Origin of the sequence: Pseudomonas fitomaticsae, assembly GCF_021018765.1 — a bacterium.
Lineage (GTDB): Bacteria > Pseudomonadota > Gammaproteobacteria > Pseudomonadales > Pseudomonadaceae > Aquipseudomonas > Aquipseudomonas fitomaticsae.
Window position 1 is genome coordinate 2338342 of sequence record NZ_CP075567.1, and the last position, 21524, is coordinate 2359865.

A 21524-nucleotide genomic window follows, 5' to 3' on the forward strand; every position below is an offset into this window, starting at 1 on the left:
ATGAATGCAGAAGACTCCTTGAAACTCGCTCGCCGGTTTATCGGGTTGCCCCTGGAAAAGCGCCAGATGTTCCTGGCTGCCCTGGCGAAAGAAGGGGTGGATTTTTCCCGGTTCCCGATTCCCGCAGGCGTCGAGGCCGAGGATCGGCAGGCGCTGTCTTATGCCCAGCAACGCATGTGGTTCCTCTGGCATCTGGACCCGCAAAGCGGCGCCTACAACCTGCCGGCGGCGGTGCGCCTGACCGGTCGCCTGAATCAGGCCGCGCTGGAGCAAGCCTTCGCCAGCCTGATCGAACGCCACGAAACCCTGCGCACGGTGTTCCAGCAACAACCTGACGACAGCCTGCTGCAAGTGCCGCTGCAACAACCGCTGGACATCCAGCGCATCGATCTCAGCGATTTGCCTGCCGCCGAACGTGAAACCCGTGTGGCCGCTGCCGCGCAGGAGCAATCGCTACAGCCGTTCGACCTGGCCAACGGCCCGCTGCTGCGGGTGCGCCTGTTGCAACTGGCCGAGCAGGAACATGTGTTGCTGCTGACGCTGCACCACATCGTGTCCGATGGCTGGTCGATGAACGTACTGATCGACGAATTCTGCCGCTTCTATGACGCCCACGATCAGGGCCGTGCTGCCGAACTGCCGCCCCTGGCGGTGCAATACAGCGACTACGCCCTGTGGCAGCGCCGCTGGCTGGAAGCGGGTGAACAACAGCGTCAGCTCGACTACTGGCTGGCGCAGATGGGCGACGAACACCCGGTGCTGGAATTGCCGGTGGATCGCCCGCGTCCGGTGCTGCCGAGCAATCAGGGCCAGCGTCTGGAAAGCGTGGTGGACGCCGCGCTGGTCGAGCAATTGCGCGGCATCGCACGTCAGCACGGCGTGACGCTGTTCATGCTGTTGCTCGGCACCTTCAATATTCTGCTGCACCGTTACACCGGTCAGACCGATCTGCGCGTCGGCGTGCCGATCGCCAACCGCAACCGCCGGGAAATCGAAGGGCTGATCGGCTTCTTCGTCAACACCCAGGTGCTGCGTGTCGAGCTGGACGGCCAGACCTCGATCGCCGATCTGCTGCGTGATCTCAAGGAAACCGCCCTCGGCGCCCAGGCCCATCAGGACTTGCCGTTCGAACGTCTGGTCGAGGCGCTGAAACTGGAGCGCAGCCTGAGTTACAACCCGCTGTTCCAGGTGATGTACAACCACCAGCCGGAAGTCGCCGATGTCACCACACTCAAGGTCGGCAGCGGTCTGGAACTGGGCGTCATCGAGTGGGAAAGCCGCAGCACCCAGTTCGATCTGAGCCTGGATACCTACGAGAGGGGCGGGCAACTGCATGCGGCGTTCACCTACGCCACGGATCTATTCGAGCCTGAAACCATCGAGCGCATGGCGCGTCACTGGACGAACTTGCTGCGCAGCATCGTCAGCGATCCGCAGCAGCGCGTCGGTGACATCGTGCTGTTGGAAACGACCGAGCTGGAACAACTGACTCAGGACTGGGGCCGCCACGATACTCAATGGCCGAGCGAGCGCCCGGTGCATCAGCTGTTCGAAGCCCAGGCTGAACGGACGCCGGATGCCGTCGCGCTGATTTTCGACGGCCAGCGACTGACTTACGCCCAGCTCAACGCCCGGGCCAATCGCCTGGCGCGCACGCTGCTGGCGCAAGGTGTCGGCCCGGACGTGCTGGTGGGAGTGGCGGTGGATCGCGGACTGGAACTGATCGTCGCCATCCTCGCCGTGCTCAAGGCCGGTGGCGCCTATGTGCCGCTGGATCCGCAATACCCGCGTGATCGCCTGCTGTGCATGATCGAAGACAGCGGCAGCCGCTTGCTGCTGACCCAAAGCCATTTGCTCGACCGTCTGCCGGTGCCGCAGAACGTCCAGAGCCTGTGTCTGGATCAGGCCGAAGTCTGGACCCACACCGATGAACGCAACCCGCAACGCGCCGTGTGGGCCGATAACCTCGCTTACGTGATGTTCACCTCCGGCTCGACCGGTCGCCCGAAAGGCGTCGGCATCAGCCACGGTGCCCTGAGCAAACACGCGTTCGCCTCGCAGCATTATTACGACCTGAGCGCCACCGATTGCGCGCTGCAATTTGCGACCTTCAACTTCGATGCCTTCGGCGAGCAGCTGTTCGGCCCGCTGACCTGCGGCGCCTCGGTGGTGCTGCGCGGCAACGAAGTGTGGGACAGCGAAACCCTGTACCGGAACATCGTTGAACACGGCATCACGGTCATGGACCTGACCACCGCTTACTGGAACATGATCGCCAAGGAATTCGCCGCCGCCGGCCCGCGTGACTACGCGGCGCTGCGTCAGGTGCACAGCGGTGGCGAAGCGATGCCGCCGGAAGGCGTGCAGGCCTGGCGTCAGGCCGGGCTCGAGCACGTCAGACTGCTCAACACCTACGGCCCGACCGAAGCCACCGTCACTGCGACCACCCTCGATTGCAGCGACTACGTGTTCGGTCGCCAGCCGTTGCCGCTGACAATGCCGATCGGTCAACCGCTGCCGGGCCGTCACACCTATCTGCTGGATGCCGATGGCCAGCCGACCCCGGTCGGTGTGGTCGGTGAGCTGCTGATCGGCGGCGAGTTGCTCGCACGCGGTTACTTCCAGCGTGCCGATCTGACTGCCGAACGCTTCATTCCCGATCCGTTTTCCAAGAGCGGCGCGCGCCTGTATCGCACCGGCGACCTGGCGCGCTACAACGCCCTCGGCCAGATCGAATACGTCGGCCGCGTTGACCATCAAGTGAAGATCCGTGGTTTCCGTATCGAGCTGGGCGAGGTCGAAGCGCGCCTGCTGGAACTGAACGACGTCAGCGAAGCCGTGGTGCTGGCGGTGCAGGGCGGCAGCAGCCTGCAACTGGTGGCCTACGTGGTGCCGAAGCAAACGTCGGTGGTTGCAGCGAACGCCGATGAGCAAGGCGCGGCGCGGGAAGCGATCAAGGCACAGCTCAAGGACAGCCTGCCGGACTACATGGTGCCGACGCAGCTGTTGTTCCTCGCCGAACTGCCCCTGAGCCCGAACGGCAAACTGGACCGCAAGGCCTTGCCGGCGCCGGACGCCAGCCAGATGCAGCAGGCGTTCGTCGCGCCGCGCAGCGAGCTGGAGCAGAAAATCGCCGGCATCTGGCAGGACGTGCTCAAGCTCGAACAGGTCGGCCTCACCGACAACTTCTTCGAACTGGGCGGCGACTCGATCATCTCGATACAGGTGGTCAGCCGCTCGCGTCAGGCCGGGATTCATTTCAGCCCCCGCGACCTGTTCCAGCACCAGACCGTGCAAGGCCTGGCCAGTGTGGCGCAGCAGGGCAGCGGTAGCGTGAGCATCGATCAGGGGCCGGTGACCGGCGAGCTGCCGTTGCTGCCGATCCAGCAAGTGTTCTTCGAGGACCCGATTCCCCAGCGTCACCACTGGAACCAGGCGGTGCTGCTGCGCAGTCATCAAACCCTGAACGCCGAAGCACTGCTGCAAGCGCTGAACGCCTTGATCGCGCATCACGACGGCCTGCGTTCGCGCTTCGTCGAAAGCGTCGAAGGCTGGCGTGCCGAAGTCGCGCCGGTTGCGCACGATCCGGAACTGTTGTGGACCGCCGACAAGCTGGCCGACCGCGAACTGCAAGCGCTGTACGCCAAGGCCCAACAAAGCCTGAACCTGCAAAACGGCCCGCTGCTGCGCGCCGTACTGGCGACCGTCGCCGATGGCAGTCAGCGTCTGTTGCTGGCCGTGCACCACCTGGTGGTGGACGGTGTTTCGTGGCGGATTCTGCTGGAAGACCTGCAACTGGCTTATCAACAGGCTGCGCAAAAAACTGCAATCAAACTGCCGGCGAAAACCAGTGCCTACAAGACCTGGGGCGAGCATCTGCAAGCCTATGCCGCGACCGAGGCGCTGCAGGCTGAACTGGGATTCTGGAAGCAACAACTCGACGGCGCGGCACTGGATCTGCCGTGCGACAACCCGCAGGGCAGTCTGCAAAGCCGCCACGCCCTGGTGCTGCACAGCCGCCTCGACAAGACTTTCACCCAGCAATTGCTGCAACAGGCGCCAGCGGCTTATCGCACGCAGGTCAACGATCTGCTGCTGACAGCACTGGCGCGGGTGATCAGCCGCTGGACCGGCCAGGCCGACACCCTGATTCAGCTGGAAGGCCACGGCCGCGAAGACCTGTTCGACGACGTCGATCTGACCCGCACCGTCGGCTGGTTCACCAGTCTGTTCCCGGTGCGCCTGACCCCGAAGGATTGCGTGGTGGCGGCGATCAAGCAGATCAAGGAACAACTGCGGGCGATTCCGAACAAGGGCATCGGTTTCGGTGTGCTGCGCCATCTGGGCGACGCGTCCACCCAGGCCAGCCTCAAGGCGCTGGCGATGCCGCGCATTACCTTCAACTACCTCGGCCAGTTCGACGGCAGCTTCGATGCCGAGGACGGTGCGCTGTTCAGCCCGGCCGGTGAAAGCGCCGGGCTGGAGCAAAGCCTCGACGCGCCGCTGGACAACTGGCTGGGCGTCGAAGGTCAGGTCTACGACGGCGAACTCGACCTGCGCTGGACCTTCAGCCGCGAGCAATTCAACGAGGCGACCATCGCCCGCCTGGCTGAGGATTACGAACGTGAACTCCAGGCGCTGATCAGCCATTGCTGCGACGCGAGCTCGATGGGCGTGACGCCGTCGGACTTCCCGCTGGCGCACATCGATCAGGCGCAACTGGACGCGATCCCGGTGCCGGCCGCCGGCATCGAAGACATTTATCCGCTGTCGCCGATGCAGCAGGGCATGCTGTTCCACACCTTGTACGAACAGGGCACCGGCACTTACATCAACCAGTTGTGTGTCGATGTCGACGGCCTCGATCCCGAGCGTTTCCGCGCGGCGTGGCAAGCGACCATGGACGCCCACGACATCCTGCGCAGCGGCTTTATCTGGCAGGGCGAATTGCAGGAACAACTGCAAATCATCCATCGCCAACTGGCGCTGCCGTACGCGCTGCTCGACTGGCGCGAGCGCAGCGACATCGCCCAGGCCCTCAAGGATTTCACCGCCGCCGATCTGGCCGAAGGGTTCGACCTGACCCGGGCCGGGCTGCTGCGCGTGACCCTGATCCGCACCAGCGACAGCCGTCATCACCTGATCTTCACCAACCATCACATCCTGATGGACGGCTGGAGCAGCGCGCAGATGCTCGGCGAGGTCCTGCAACGTTATGCCGGCCAGCAACCACCGCGTCCGGTCAGCCGTTACTCGGATTACATCCAGTGGCTGCAACGTCAGGACGCGGCGGTCAGCGAAGCATTCTGGCTGCAACAACTGGCGGATTTCCACGAGCCGACGGTGCTCGCGCAGGCTGCGGCCGGCGGTGGCGAGGTGCGCAGTGAAGTCGGTCATTTGCTCAAGCATTACGACCTCGAGGCTTCGCGCACCCGTCGTTTGAACGCGTTTGCCCGTGAGCAGAAAGTCACCGTCAATACCCTGGTGCAAGCCGCGTGGCTGTTGCTGTTGCAGCGTTACACCGGCAGCGCCTGCGTGGCGTTCGGCACCACCGTGGCCGGGCGTCCGGCGGAACTGGTGGGGATCGAGCAGCAGGTCGGCCTGTTCATCAATACCTTGCCGGTGATCGCCGGCAGTCGTCCGGATCAGACCGTGGCCGCGTGGCTGGCGGCGGTGCAGGCGCAGAACCTGTCGCTGCGCGAATTCGAACACACGCCGCTGGCGAGCATTCAGCGTTGGGCCGGGCAGGGCGGCGAGTCGCTGTTCGACACGCTGCTGGTGTTCGAGAACTTCCCGATCTCCGAGGCGCTGCAACACGGCACCGCCCAGGGCGTGGTGTTCGGCGAAGTCGCCAACCAGGATCAGACCCACTATCCGCTGACCCTCGGTGTGACGCTGGGCGAAACCCTGGCGCTGCACATGAGCTTCGACCAGGCGCATTTCAGCGTCGCCACCGTCGAGCGTCTGAGCGCGCAGTTGCTGCACCTGTTGGAGCAGTTCGCCGAATCCGCCGAACGTCGTCTCGGTGAAATCGCCCTGGCCACGACCGACGAACATGCGCGGCAACAGGCGCAGAACCATCCGCAGGCGTACCCGGCCGATATCGCCGTGCACCAGCGCTATGCCCGCTTGGCCGCGCAACAACCGGATCGCACGGCGGTCATTTTTGATGGCAAGCATTACAGCTACGGCGAACTCGACGCCCGGGCCAACCGTCTGGCCCATGAACTGGTGGCCCGTGGCGTGCGCGCCGAAGTGCGGGTCGGCGTGGCGATGCCGCGCGGCGAAGGGCTGATCGTTGCCTTGCTGGCGGTGCTCAAGGCCGGCGGCGCCTATGTGCCGCTGGACACCAGCTACCCGCGCGAGCGTCTGGCGTACCTGATGCAGGATTCCGGTCTGGCGCTGCTGCTGACCGATTCCCGAGTGTCGGCACAACTGCCGATCGACGAGGCCATGAGCGTGCTGGAACTGGATCGCCTCGACCTCAGCGGCCATTCGGTGCAGGCACCGGCGGTGACGATCGATCCGGACAATCTGGCCTACGTGATCTACACCTCCGGTTCCACCGGCAATCCGAAAGGCGTCAGCGTCACCCACGGGCCGCTGGCGATGCACTGCCTGGCCATCGGTGAGCGCTATGAAATGCGCGACAGCGATTGCGAATTCCATTTCATGTCGTTCGCCTTCGACGGTGCCCATGAACGCTGGCTGACCAGCCTGACTCACGGCGGCTCGCTGCTGATCCGCGACGACAGCCTGTGGACGCCGGAGCAGACCTACAACGCAATGATCGAGCACGGTGTGACCGTGGTCGCGTTCCCGCCGGTGTACCTGCAACAACTGGCCGAACACGCCGAACGCGTGGGCAATCCACCGCAGGTGCGGATCTACTGCTTCGGCGGCGATGCGGTGCCGAATGCGAGTTTCGAGCGCGTCAAACGCGCGCTGAACCCGGAATACATCATCAACGGCTACGGCCCGACCGAAACGGTAGTCACGCCGCTGATCTGGAAGGCCGGTCGCGATGTGCCGTGCGGCGCCGCCTATGCGCCGATCGGCAGCCGCATCGGCGACCGCAGCGCCTACGTGCTCGACGCCGACCTGAACCTGTTGCCGCAAGGCATGGCCGGCGAGCTGTATCTGGGTGGCAGCGGCGTGGCCCGTGGTTACCTGAATCGTCCGGCGATGACCGCCGAGCGTTTTGTCGCGGACCCGTTCAGCGCGACCGGTGGCGTGCTGTACCGCACCGGCGACCTGGTGCGCCAGCGTGCCGACGGCACTTTCGATTATCTGGAGCGCATCGACAATCAGGTAAAGATCCGTGGTTTCCGCATCGAACTGGGCGAGATCGAAGCCAGCCTGCAAGCCCTCGACGGCGTGCGCGAAGCGGTGGTCGTGGCCCAGGAAAGCGCCGGCAGCAAACGGCTGGTGGCGTACGTGGTCGGCGACTCGCAACAGGCGGATTTCGCCGAGCAACTGCGGGCGCAACTCAAGGCCAGCTTGCCGGCGCACATGGTCCCGGCTTACGTGCTGACCCTTGAGCGCATGCCGCTGACACCGAACGGCAAACTCGATCGCAAGAACCTGCCCAAACCTGACGTCAGCCAGTTGCAGCAAACCTACGTGGCGCCGCAAAGCGCGCTTGAGCAGCAACTGGCAACGATCTGGCAGGACGTGCTGAAGCTGGAACGCGTGGGTCTGACCGACAACTTCTTCGAACTGGGCGGCGATTCGATCATCTCGATCCAGGTGGTCAGCCGCGCCCGTCAGGCCGGGTTGCGCTTTACGCCGAAAGATTTGTTCCAGCACCAGACCATTCAGGCGCTGGCCAATGTGGTGCAGACCGGTGAGCCGGTGCAGCAGATCGATCAGCGACCGGTGACTGGCGAAACCGCGCTGCTGCCGATTCATCAGTGGTTCTTCGCCCAGCCGATTCCCGACCGTCATCACTGGAACCAGTCGGTGATGCTCAAGACCGCTCAGCCGTTGGATGCTTCCGTTCTTGAGCAAGCCCTGGATGCGCTGGTCGTGCATCACGACAGCCTGCGCCTGGACTTTGCCGAGCAAACGCAGGGCTGGACGGCGCAGTACCGCGATGTCGCAACCCAGGCCGGTGAAACCGTGCTGTGGCAAGTCGAGGTCGCCGATCTGGCGGCGCTTGAGGTGCTGGGTAATCAGGCCCAGCGCAGCCTGCAACTGAGCGGCGGTTCGCTGATCCGTGCGGTGCTGGCGAATCTGGCCGATGGCAGCCAGCGTCTGTTGCTGGTGGTCCATCACCTGGTGGTGGATGGCGTGTCGTGGCGGATTCTGTTCGAAGACCTGCAAAGCGCTTACCGGCAGATCCAGTCGGGGGCGGCCGTGCAGCTGCCGGCCAAGACCAGCGCCGTGAAAGCCTGGACCGAGGCGTTGCAGGACTATGCCGGCAGTGCGTCGCTGCAAGCCGAACTGGGCTTCTGGCAGCAACAGCTGCAAGGCGCATCCAACGCGTTGCCGTGCGACAACCCGCAGGGTGGTCAGCAACATTGCCAGGCACTGGCGATCCGCACGCCGCTGGACAAGACCCTGACCCGCCAACTGTTGCAAGAGGCCCCGGCGGCCTACCGCACGCAGGTCAACGATCTGCTGCTGACCGCGCTGGCGCGAGTGATGGTGCGCTGGACCGGTGACGACAACGTGCTGGTGCAACTGGAAGGACACGGTCGTGAAGACCTGTTCGATCACGTCGACCTGACCCGCACCGTGGGTTGGTTCACCAGCCTGTTCCCGGCAAAACTGACCCCGACCGCTGACCTCGGCGCCTCGCTGAAACAGATCAAGGAGCAGTTGCGGGCGATCCCGAACAAAGGCATCGGCTTCGGTGCCCTCGCGCATCTGGGCGATGACCACGCCCGGGCCACCCTGCAAGCGCTGCCGACGCCGCGTCTGACCTTTAACTATCTGGGCCAGTTCGACGGCAGTTTCGAGGCCGGCGATGAAGCGCTGTTCGTGCCGACCAGCGAATCCGGTGGCGAAGAAGTCAATATGCAAGGCCCGCTGGGCAGTCCCCTGGCCCTCGACGGCAAGGTGTTCAACGGTGAGCTGGACCTGAGCTGGACGTTTAGCCGCGAGATGTTCGAACCGGCGACTATCCAGCGTCTGGCCGACGATTACCTGCAAGAACTGACCGCGCTGATCGCCCATTGCTGCGACAGCGCCAACCGTGGCGTGACCCCGTCGGACTTCCCGCTGGTGAGCCTGACCCAGGCCCAGCTCGACGTACTGGCGCCACAGCCGCAGACCATCGACGACATCTACCCGCTGTCGCCGATGCAGCAGGGCATGCTGTTCCACACCTTGCTCGAACACGGCAATGGCGACTACATCAACCAGATGCGTCTGGACGTCGATGGTGTCGACCCGCAGCGGTTCCGCGCCGCGTGGCAAGCGGTGGTGGATGCCCATGACATCCTGCGTACCGGCTTCGTCTGGCAGGGCGATCTGGAGCAGCCGGTGCAAGTGGTGCAGCGTCAGCTCGAAGTACCGTTCCGCGTACTCGACTGGAACGGTCAGACTGACCTCGATGCCGCGCTGAAAAAACTCGCCGACGAAGAACGTGCCCAAGGCCTCGACCTGACCCGCGCACCGTTGCTGCGTCTGGTGCTGGTGCGCATCGCTGAAAACCGTCATCACCTGATCTACACCAACCATCACATCCTGATGGACGGCTGGAGCAGCGCGCAGTTGCTCGGCGAAGTACTGCAGCATTACAGCGGCGAAGCGGTGCCGCGTCCGACCGGACGTTACCGCGATTACATCGCCTGGCTGCAGCGTCAGGACGCTGCGACCGCCGAAGCCTACTGGCTGGCGGCGCTGGGTAATCTGCAAGAGCCGACGCGTCTGGCCGATGCCATCGCGCGGCCGAATGCCGGTCTGCCTAGCGTCGGTTATGGCGATCATTTCCAGGTGCTCGATGCCGGTCTGACTCAGCGTCTGGGCGAGTTCGCCCGGGCCTCGAAAGTCACCGTCAACACCCTGGTGCAAGCCGCATGGCTGCTGCTGTTGCAGCGCTACACCGGCAAGGATTGCGTGGCGTTCGGCGCCACCGTCGCCGGGCGTCCGGCGGATCTGCCGGGGGCCGAGCAACAGGTCGGTCTGTTCATCAACACCTTGCCGGTGATCGCCGCGCCACAAGCGCAGCAGAGCCTGGCCAGCTGGCTGCAAGGCGTGCAGGCGCAGAACCTGGCGCTGCGCGAGTTCGAACACACGCCGCTGGCGCAGATCCAGCGCTGGGCCGGGCAGGGCGGTGACGCGCTGTTCGACAGCCTGATGGTGTTCGAGAACTACCCGATTGCCGAGGCGCTGGAGCAGGGCGCGCCACAGGGCCTGCGATTCGGTCCGGTGGAGAACCACGAACAGACCAACTACCCGTTGACCCTGCTGGTGCATCTGGGCGCCGAGCTGTCGGTGCACTTCAGCTACCAGCGCGACCGTTTCGCCGACGTCGGTGTGGCGCAACTGGGCGCGCACTTGCAGCGTTTGCTTGAGCAGATGACCGAGGCGGGCGAGCGTTCGCTCAGCCAATTGCACCTGATCGAGACGGCGCCGGTTTCCACCGATTTCGTCACCGAGCTGTGCATTCACCAGCGCATCACCCGCCAGGTCGCCGCGACCCCGGATGCGCTGGCCGTGACCTTCGCCGACACGCAGCTGACTTACGCCGAACTGGACGCCCGGGCCAACCGCCTGGCGCACAAGTTGATCGAACTCGGCGTCGGCCCGGAAGTGCGGGTGGGCGTGGCGTTGCCGCGTTCCGAGCAGTTGCTGATTGCACTGCTGGCGGTGCTCAAGGCCGGCGGCGCCTACGTGCCGCTGGACCCGGATTACCCGGCCGACCGCGTGGCCTACATGCTCGAAGACAGCCGTGCGCGAGTGTTGCTGACTGAGCAGGAACTGGCGGCCACATTGACCGTGCCCTGCGAGACTCAAGTGTTGTTGCTGGATCAGATCGCGCTGGATGGCTATCCGGCTCAGGCGCCGCAAACCGCCGTGACGCCGGACAACCTCGCCTACGTGATCTACACCTCCGGTTCTACCGGCAAGCCGAAAGGCGTGGCGATTGCCCATCGCAACGTCATGGCACTGATCGACTGGTCGGCGAAGGTCTACCGCCGCGAAGACATTCAAGGCGTGCTGGCCTCGACCTCGGTGTGCTTCGACCTGTCGGTGTGGGAACTGTTTGTGACTTTGGCCAACGGCGGGTCGCTGATCATTGCCCGCAACGCGCTGGAACTGCCGCAACTGCCGGCGCGGGATCGGGTGCGCCTGATCAACACCGTGCCGTCGGCGATCAACGCATTGCAGCGCGCCGGGCAGATTCCGCCGGGTGTGCGGATCATCAACCTGGCGGGCGAACCGCTCAAGCAAGGGCTGGTGGACGCGCTTTATCAGCAGTCGACGGTCGAGCATGTCTACGACCTGTACGGCCCGTCGGAAGACACCACTTACTCGACCTGGACCCGCCGCACCGCCGGTGGTCAGGCGCGCATCGGCCGGGCGCTGGATAACTCCGCCAGCCACTTGCTCGATGCCGATCTGCAAGCGGTGCCGCAAGGTGTGTCGGCCGAGTTGTACCTGTCCGGGGCCGGTGTCACGCGCGGTTACCTGGGCAAAGCGGCGATGACCGCCGAGAAGTTTGTGCCCAATCCGTTCGCCTGTAATGGCGAGCGTCTCTACCGCACCGGCGACCTGATTCGTCAGCGCGAGGACGGGGCGCTTGAGTACATGGGCCGGATCGACCATCAGGTGAAAATCCGTGGTTTCCGTATCGAACTGGGCGAAATCGAAGCGCGACTGTTGGCGCAACCGGGCATCAGCGAGGCGGCCGTGCTGGCCGTCGAAGCCGAGGGCGGCGCGCAACTGGTCGCCTATGTGGTCGCTCCACAACTGGACGTGTACGACGGTGAAGCGCAGCGCCAACTGCGCGACGGACTAAAGACTGGCCTCAAGTCTTCGTTACCTGACTACATGATTCCCGCGCACCTGCTGTTCCTTGAGCAGTTGCCCCTGACCCCCAACGGCAAGCTCGACCGCAAGGCGCTGCCGGCGGTGGATGCCAGCCAGATGCAGGCCGCGTATGTCGCGCCGCAATCGGAGCTTGAGCAACAGGTCGCGGCAATCTGGCAGCAAGTGCTCACCGTGGAACGCATCGGTCTGAACGATCACTTCTTCGAACTCGGCGGGCACTCGCTGCTGGCGGTCAATGTCGTGTCGCGCATCGCCCTCGAAATGGGCCTGACGCTGACGCCGCAACTGCTATTCCAGCACCCCGTCCTCGGCGACTTTGTCGCTCGACTCGATACAGGAGGCGGGGCAATCAACGAACAGAAACTGAACAAGCTGGAAGCCCTGCTTGACGATATGGAGGAGTTCTGATGGACACGAGTGTTGCTTTGAGGATTGCCAAGCGCTTTATCACTCTGCCGCTGGACAAACGTAAGCTCTACCTGGAAAAGATGCTCGAAGAGGGCGTCTCGCCGGCCAACCTGCCGATTCCGGAAACTCGCTCAAGCTTCGAGGCGATCCCGCTGTCCTACGCCCAGGAACGCCAGTTGTTCCTGTGGCAGATGGACCCGCACAGCACCGCGTATCACATTCCCAGCGCCCTGCGGTTGAAGGGCCGGCTGGATGTCGCGGCGCTGGAGCGCAGTTTCAACGCCGTGGTCGCCCGCCACGAAAGCCTGCGCACCACGTTCGTCGAGCAGGGCGAAACCTTCTGCCAGAAGGTTCACCCGCAGATGCCGCTGAGCATCACGGTCGAGGCGTTGGCGCCCGGTCTGGACGCCGATGCTGAGATCAAGGCTTTCGTCGAGAACGAAACCGCGCGTCCGTTCAACCTGCAACAGGGCCCGTTGCTGCGGGTGTCGTTGCTCAAGGTCGGCGAAGACGATCACGTGTTGGCGTTGATTCAGCACCACATCATCTCCGATGGCTGGTCGATGCAAGTGCTGGTCGGCGAGCTGATCAAGCATTACGCCGCCGACACCAGCGGCCAGTCCCTGAGCCTGCCGCCGCTGGACGTGCAATACGCCGACTACGCGATCTGGCAACGTCACTGGCTGGAGGCCGGCGAGCGTGAGCGGCAACTGAAATACTGGATCGACACCCTCGGCGGCGAACAGCCGGTGCTGGAGTTGCCGATCGATCATCCGCGCCCGGCGGTGCAAAGCTTCCGTGGTGCGCGCCTCGATCTGAACCTGCCGACGGCGCTGGGTGATGCCCTCAAGCAACTGGCCCAGCGCGAAGGCGCGAGTCTGTTCATGGTGCTGCTGGCGTCGTTCCAGGCGTTGCTGCACCGCTACAGCGGCCAGTCGCAGATTCGAGTCGGCGTGCCGACCGCCAACCGCAACCGGGTGGAAACCGAAGGCCTGATCGGCTTCTTCGTCAACACCCAGGTGCTGAGTGCGGACGTCCACGGGCAACTGCCGTTCAGTCAACTGCTGGCCCAGGTCAAGCAATCGGCGATGGCGGCCCAGGCGCATCAGGATCTGCCGTTCGAGCAACTGATCGAAGCCCTGCAACCGGAACGCAGCCTGAGCCACAGCCCGGTGTTCCAGGTGATGTACAACCACCAGGCGGTCAACGACCAGACCCAGCGTCAGAGCCAGGTGCAACTGCCGCAACTGAGTGTCGAAGACATCGTCTGGGAAGGCCGCACCGCGCAGTTCGACCTGACCCTCGGCACCTACGAATCCAGCGAAGGTGTGGCGGCGGAACTGACTTACGCCACCGACCTGTTCAAACCGCAAACCATCGAGCGTCTGGCACGCCACTGGCTGAACCTGCTGCACGGCATCGTCGCCGCGCCGAATCAGCGTGTCGGCGAACTGCCGCTGCTGGAAACCACCGAACATCAAGTGCTGTTGCAGGACTGGAAACGTGTGGTCGATCACGCAGCGCCAGCGCCGTGCGTGCAGCAACGCATTGCCCTGCAAGCCGGGCAAACGCCTGACGCCACCGCGCTGATCATTGGCGAAGACCAACTGACTTACGGCCAGTTGAATGCCCGCGCCAACCAGCTCGCGCACAAGCTGATCGAGTTGGGCGTCGGCCCGGATCGACTGGTCGGCATCGCCGTCGAGCGCAGCGTCGAAATGATCGTCGGCCTGCTGGCGATCCTCAAGGCCGGCGGCGCTTATGTGCCGCTGGACCCGGCGTATCCGGAAGACCGTCTGGCCTACATGATCGAGGACAGCGGCATCGAATTGCTGCTGACCCAATCGCACTTGCAGACGCTGCTGCCGATCCCGGCCGGCCTTGCCACGGTGTTGCTGGATCAACCGCAGGACTGGCTGGCGGCATACCCGACCACCGCGCCTGACGTGGCCGTGAACGGCGAGCATCTGGCCTACACGATTTACACCTCCGGCTCGACCGGCAAGCCTAAAGGCGTGATGGTCCGTCACGCGGCCCTGAGCAACTTTGTCGCGAGCATGGTCGAGCAACCGGGCATCGCTGCGGCGGATCGCATGCTGTCGCTGACCACGTTCTCGTTCGATATTTTCGGCCTGGAAATCTACGGCCCGCTGCTGGCCGGCGCCGCTGTGGTGCTGACCGGCAAGGACGTGCATCAGGATCCGCAAGCGGTGCTCGAACTGATCGACCGCCACGGCGTGACGATGCTGCAAGCCACGCCTTCGACCTGGCGTATGCTGCTGGACAACGAACACGCCGCGACTCTCGACGGCCGCACGTTCCTGTGTGGCGGTGAAGCGCTGCCTCAGGAACTGGCGCAACGCATGCTGGCGCGCTCGCCGAAGGTCTGGAACCTCTACGGCCCGACCGAAACCACGATCTGGTCGGCGCTGCATCCGCTGAGCGTCGAGAACAGCCGTCCATTCCTCGGCAAACCGATCGACAACACCGCGCTGTACATCCTCGGCAGCGATCTGGAACTCAATCCGCTCGGCGCGCCGGGCGAGTTGCTGATCGGTGGCGATGGCCTGGCGCGGGGTTACTTCCAGCGTCCTGCGCTGACCGCCGAACGCTTTGTGCCGGATCCGTTCTCGACCACCGGCGAGCGTCTGTATCGCACCGGCGACCTGACCCGTTACCGCGCCGAAGGCGTGATCGAATACATCGGGCGGATCGACCATCAGGTGAAAATCCGTGGTTTCCGCATCGAGCTGGGCGAAATCGAAGCGCGCCTGCTGGCGCTCGACAGCGTGCGCGAAATCGTGGTCGTCGCCCAGGACGGACCGACAGGCCCGCAACTGGTGGGCTACGTGGTGCCGACGTCCGGCGAGGTGCTGGATGCCGACGGTGAAGCCGCGTTGCGCGCTGCGCTCAAGGCCAGCCTCAAGGCGCAATTGCCGGAATACATGGTGCCGGCGCACTTGCTGTTCCTCGCGCAACTGCCGCTGACCCCCAACGGCAAAGTCGATCGCAAGGCCTTGCCGGCGCCGGATGCCACCCAGTTGCAGTCGACTTACATTGCGCCGCAGACCGCCACCCAGCACACCGTCGCCGAAATCTGGCAAGCGGTGCTGAAACTGGAGCAGGTGGGGCTGGGCGACAACTTCTTTGAACTCGGCGGCCATTCGCTGCTGGTGACCCAGGTCGTTTCCCGGGTGCGTCAGGCGCTCAACGTGCAAGTGCCGCTGCGTACCTTGTTCGAACACAGCACGCTGGTGGACTTCGTCGCCGCTCTCGGCGTGGAGCAGGCACATCAAGAGCCGCCGATTATTGCGTTGCCGCGTCTGCAACCGCTGACGCTGTCCTACGCTCAGGAACGTCAGTGGTTCCTCTGGCAACTGGAGCCGACCAGCACCGCTTACCACGTGCCGGCCGCACTGCGCCTGCGCGGTGAACTGGACCTGCCGGCGTTGCAGCGCAGCTTCGATGCACTGATCGCCCGCCACGAATCCCTGCGTACCTGCTTTGTCGAGGAGCAGGGCCAGACCCTGCAAGTGATCCAGGCTCAGGCATCGCTGAACATCGCCGTCGAAACCATCGACCGCGAGCTGGACGACTCCGCGCTGCAAGCCCTGGTCGCTGCCGAAACCCTGCACCTGTTCGATTTGCAGAAAGGCCCGCTGCTGCGGGTCAAACTGCTGCGCCTGGCGGCCGATGACCACGCGCTGATCATCACCTTGCACCACATCGTGTCCGATGGCTGGTCGATGGGCATTATGGTCAACGAACTAGTGGCGTTGTATGCCGCCCACAGCGAAGGCAAGACCGCACAGTTGCCGGCATTGCCGGTGCAGTACGCCGACTACGCGGTGTGGCAGCGCCAGTGGATGGACGCCGGTGAACGCGAGCGCCAACTGAGTTACTGGACCGCACAACTGGGCGACGGCGATCAGCCATTGCTGGAGCTGCCGACCGACCGTCCGCGTCCGCCGGAGCAAAGCTACCGGGGCGCGCGTCAGGACATCCCGCTGAGCGCCGAACTGGCCGCTGGCCTCAAGCAGGTCGCACAACGGGAAAACGTCACCCTGTTCGCGCTGCTGCTGGCGTCGTTCCAGACCCTGCTGCACCGTTACAGCGGTCAGGCCGACATTCGCGTCGGCGTGCCGGTGGCCAACCGTAACCGGGTCGAGACCGAAGGCCTGATCGGCTTCTTCGTCAACACTCAAGTGCTGAAAGCCGAGTTCGACAGCCAGCAGAGCTTCCGCAGCCTGCTGCAGCAAGTGAAGAACACCGTGCTCGGTGCCCAGGCCCATCAGGACCTGCCGTTCGAGCAACTGGTCGATGCGCTGCAACCGGAGCGCAGCCTGAGCCACAGTCCGCTGTTCCAGGTGCTGCACAACCACCAGAGCCAGGCCCGTCAGGCCGAAGGCGCGACGCGTCTGCCGAAGATCGAGATCGAAGGCCTGAGCTGGGTGTCGCACACCGCGCAGTTCGACCTGACCCTCGACACTTTCGAGTCGGCGGACAACGTCTGGGCCGAACTGACCTACGCCACCGACCTGTTCGACGCGGTGACCATGGAACGTCTGGCGCAGCACTGGACGAATCTGCTGCACGGCATCGTCGCCGATTGCGCACAGCGCATCGCCGAACTGCCGCTGCACGAGGCGGCCGAACGCCAGGCCACGCTGTTGCAATGGAACCCGGCCGTGGCCGATTTCCCGAGCGAGGCGTGCCTGCATCAATTGATCGAAGCGCAGGCTGCGCGTGCGCCGCAAGCGGTGGCCGTGACTTACGGCGAACAGACCTTGAGCTATGGCGAGCTCAACAGCCGCGCCAACCAGTTGGCCCACAAGCTGATTGCCAGCGGTGTCGGGCCGGACGTGCGCGTCGGTCTGGCGGTGGAGCGCAGCCTGGAAATGCTCGTCGGGCTGCTGGCGATTCTCAAGGCCGGCGGCGCCTATGTGCCGCTCGACCCGACGTACCCGGAAGATCGTCTGGCCTATATGATCGGCGACAGCGGCATTGGCCTGCTGTTGACCCAGAGTCATCTGCTCGGCCGTCTGCCAGTGCCGGACTCGGTGCGCAGCGTGATGCTCGATCAGGAACGCGACGGTCTCGAAGGCTACAGCGACGCCAACCCGCAGGTGCGCATGAGCCCAGACAACCTGGCTTACGTGATCTACACCTCCGGTTCCACCGGTCAGCCGAAAGGCACCTTGCTCGCCCATCACAACGTGCTGCGCCTGTTCAAGGCCACCGATGCCTGGTTCGATTTCGGCCCGCAGGATGTCTGGAGCCTGTTCCATTCCTACGCGTTCGACTTCTCGGTCTGGGAGATCTTCGGTGCGCTGCTGTACGGCGGCAAACTGGTGGTGGTGCCGTACGAGACCAGCCGTTCGCCGGAAGATTTCTACGCCTTGCTGTGCCGTGAAGGGATCACCGTCCTCAACCAGACGCCGTCGGCGTTCAAGCAACTGATGCAAGTGGCGTGCGCCCCGGAACACGCGGCGGCGCAACCGGCCCTGCGTTACGTGGTGTTCGGCGGCGAGGCGCTGGAGGTCAAGAGCCTGCGCCCATGGTTCGAGCGCTTTGGCGATCAGGCCCCGCAACTGATCAACATGTACGGCATCACCGAAACCACGGTCCACGTGACCTGGCGCCCGATCTCACTGGCCGATCTGCAACGCGATGCCAGCAGCCCGATCGGCGAGCCGATTCCGGACTTGTCCTGGTACTTGCTCGACGGCGACCTGAACCCGGTGGCCAAGGGTTGCATCGGCGAGCTGTACGTCGGTCGCGCCGGTCTGGCCCGGGGTTATCTGAACCGTCCGGACCTGACCACGCTGCGCTTCATTCCCGATCCGTTTGCCGCCGATGGCGGGCGTCTGTACCGCACCGGCGACCTGGCGCGCTATCGCGCCGACGGCGTGATCGAATACATCGGCCGGATCGACCATCAGGTGAAGATTCGCGGCTTCCGCATCGAACTCGGCGAGATCGAAGCGCAGCTGCTCGAACAGGTCGCCGTGCGTCAGGCCGTGGTGCTGGCACAACCGGGTCTCAGTGGTCAGCAACTGGTGGCGTACCTGGTGCCGAGCGACGCTGCATTGCTCGACGCCGACGCTGCCGAACAAGCCCAGTGGCGCGACAGCGTGCGGGCCGCGCTCAAGGAAAACCTGCCGGATCACATGATCCCGGCGCACCTGTTGCTGCTCGAACAATTGCCGCTGACGGCCAACGGCAAACTCAATCGCAGTGCCTTGCCGTCGCCGGATGCGAGTCAGGCGCAGCAGGTTTATCAGGCACCGCAAAGCGAACTGGAACAGCGTCTGGCCGAGATCTGGCAGGACGTGCTGAAGCTGCCGCAAGTCGGTCTGAACGACAACTTCTTCGAGCTGGGCGGCGATTCGATCATCTCGATTCAAGTGGTCAGCCGCGCCCGTCAGGCCGGCATCCGTCTGAACCCCAAAGACCTGTTCCAGCACCAGACCGTGCAACGTCTGGCACTGGTCGCGCAGATCGGTGACAGCGAGTCGACCATCGATCAGCAACCGGTCACCGGCCCGGCGTTGCTGCTGCCGATCCAGCAGCAGTTCTTCGAGGACGAAATCCCCGAGCGTCATCACTGGAACCAGTCGGTGCTGCTCAAGCCACGTCAGCCGCTGGCGGCCGAAAAGGTCGAGCAAGCGGTGCGCGCGCTGGTCATCCATCACGATGCCTTGCGCTTGAGCTTCAGTCAGCAGGGCAGCGTCTGGCAGGCCGAACACCTGGCGGTCGCCGCCTTGCCGCAAGACCTGCTCTGGCAGGAAGACATTGCCGACATCGCGGATCTCGAAGCCTTGGGCAACCGCGCCCAGCGCAGCCTCGACCTGCAAAACGGCCCGTTGCTGCGGGCGGTGCTGGCCAATCTGGCCGATGGCAGCCAACGCCTGTTGCTGGTGATCCATCACCTGGCGGTGGACGGCGTGTCGTGGCGGATTCTGCTCGAAGACCTGCAAACCGCGTATCAGCAAGCCACCAGTGGTCAGGCCCTGAGCCTGCCGGCCAAGACCAGTGCCTTCAAGGACTGGAGCGAACACTTGCAGCGCTACGCCAACAGCCCGGCATTGCTGGAAGAATGGGCGTACTGGCAGGCGTGCCTGAGCGACGTCAGCACCGATCTGCCGTGCAAGCGTCTCGACGCCGGCCAGCAGAACCGTCTGGCGCAAACCGTGCAGACTCGCCTCAGCGCGGAGCTGACCCGGCAGCTGTTGCAGGAAGCCCCGGCGGCCTATCGCACCCAGGTCAACGACCTGCTGCTGACCGCGCTGGCCCGGGTGATCGGGCGCTGGAGCGGGCAGTCGTCGACGCTGATTCAACTGGAAGGGCATGGTCGCGAAGAGCTGTTCGACGGTGTCGACCTGACCCGCACCGTGGGCTGGTTCACCAGTCTGTTCCCGGTGCGTCTGACGCCGGCCGAAGGCGCGGGCGATTCGATCAAGCGGATCAAGGAACAACTGCGCTCGATCCCGAACAAGGGCATCGGTTTCGGCGCGCTGCGTCACCTCGGTGATGCCGAGGCGCAAAGCAGCCTGAAGGCATTGCCGACCCCGCGCATCACTTTCAACTACCTCGGTCAGTTCGACGGCAGCTTCGAAGCCGATGACGGCGCACTGTTCGCGCCGGCCCCGGACAATGCCGGCCTGGAACAAAGCCCGGATGCGCCGCTGGGCAACTGGCTGACCCTCAACGGTCAGGTGTATGGCGGTGAGTTGAGCGTCGGCTGGACCTTCAGCGAAGAACGTTTCGACAGCGCCACCATTGAAGCGCTGGCCTGCGACTACGCCGATGAACTCGCCGCGCTGATCGCTCACTGCCTGACACCGGGCGTGGAAGGGCTGACCCCGTCGGACTTCCCGCTGGCGGGTCTGACTCAGGCTCAGCTCGACGGTTTGCCGATTGCGCCGCGTCTGGTCGAAGACATTTATCCACTGTCGCCGATGCAGCAGGGCATGTTGTTCCACACCCTCTACGCGCAGCAGTCGGGCGATTACATCAACCAGATGTGCGTGGCCGTGGACGGTTTGCAGGTCGAGCGTTTCCGCGAGGCCTGGCAAGCGGCGATGGACAGCCATGACGTGCTGCGCAGCGGTTTCGTCTGGGAAGGTGATCTGCCCCATGCGCTGCAAGTGGTGCACAAGGGGTTGCAGGTGCCGTTCAGCGTGCTCGACTGGCGTGAACGCAGTGATCTGGAACAGGCCCTGAGCGAGCTGGAGCGTGCGCAGCGTCAGCAGGGTTTTGACCTGCACGCGGCCCCGTTGCTGCGGTTGGTGGTGGTGCGGGTGGCAGCCGAGCGCTTCCATCTGATTTACACCTCGCACCACATTCTGATGGACGGCTGGAGCAACTCGCAGTTGCTCGGCGAAGTCCTGCAGCGCTACCACGGCCAGGCGCCGGTGAGCGGGGCCGGGCGCTATCGCGATTACATCCAGTGGCTGGCGCAGCAGGACGCGCAGGTCACGGAGCACTTCTGGAAGGGCCAACTGGCCGACTTCGACATGCCGACCTATCTGGCCGATGCGGTGCCGCACAGCGCGGACAGCTCGGTGGCAGGCCAGGGCGAGCATCTGCTCACGCTCGACAGTCGCGCGACCGCTGAACTCAACCGTTTTGCCCGCGTGCAAAAGGTCACGGTCAACACCCTGGTGCAGGCCGCGTGGCTGTTGCTGTTGCAGCGCTACACCGGGCAGGACACGGTCGCGTTCGGTGCCACGGTGTCGGGTCGTCCGGCGCAGTTGAGCGGCGTCGAAGGCCAGATCGGCCTGTTCATCAACACCTTGCCGATCATCGCCAGCCCCCGAGCCGAACAGCCGTTGTCGCAATGGCTGCAACAGGTGCAGGCGCAGAATCTGTTGCTGCGCGAGCAGGAACACACGCCGCTGTTCGACATTCAGCGCTGGGCCGGGCAGAGCGGGGAGGCGTTGTTCGACAACATTCTGGTGTTCGAGAACTACCCGATTGCCGAAGCCTTGCAGCAGGCCGCATCGGATGACTTGCGCTTCGGCGAAGTCGACCGTTACGAGCAGACCAACTATCCGCTGACGTTGATGGTCAACCTCGACCAACAGCTGACCGTGCACTTCAGCTATCAG

2 protein-coding genes (1 of these 2 running past the window's edge) are annotated in these 21524 nt (G+C 64.3%); both read left to right on the forward strand.

The annotated features are described in order from the left end of the window. Positions 1 to 12411: a non-ribosomal peptide synthetase gene (locus tag KJY40_RS10640; RefSeq protein ID WP_230736640.1), complete on the forward strand. Its 12411-nt coding sequence runs from the start codon at positions 1 to 3 to the stop codon at positions 12409 to 12411. Next, positions 12411 to 21524, forward strand: the 5' portion of a protein-coding gene (locus KJY40_RS10645) for a non-ribosomal peptide synthase/polyketide synthase (RefSeq protein ID WP_230736642.1). It continues 4434 nt past the right edge of the window; the window shows 9114 of its 13548 coding nt (coding positions 1-9114); its start codon is at positions 12411 to 12413; the stop codon falls past the right edge of the window. Before KJY40_RS10640 ends, KJY40_RS10645 begins: the two co-directional genes overlap by 1 nt.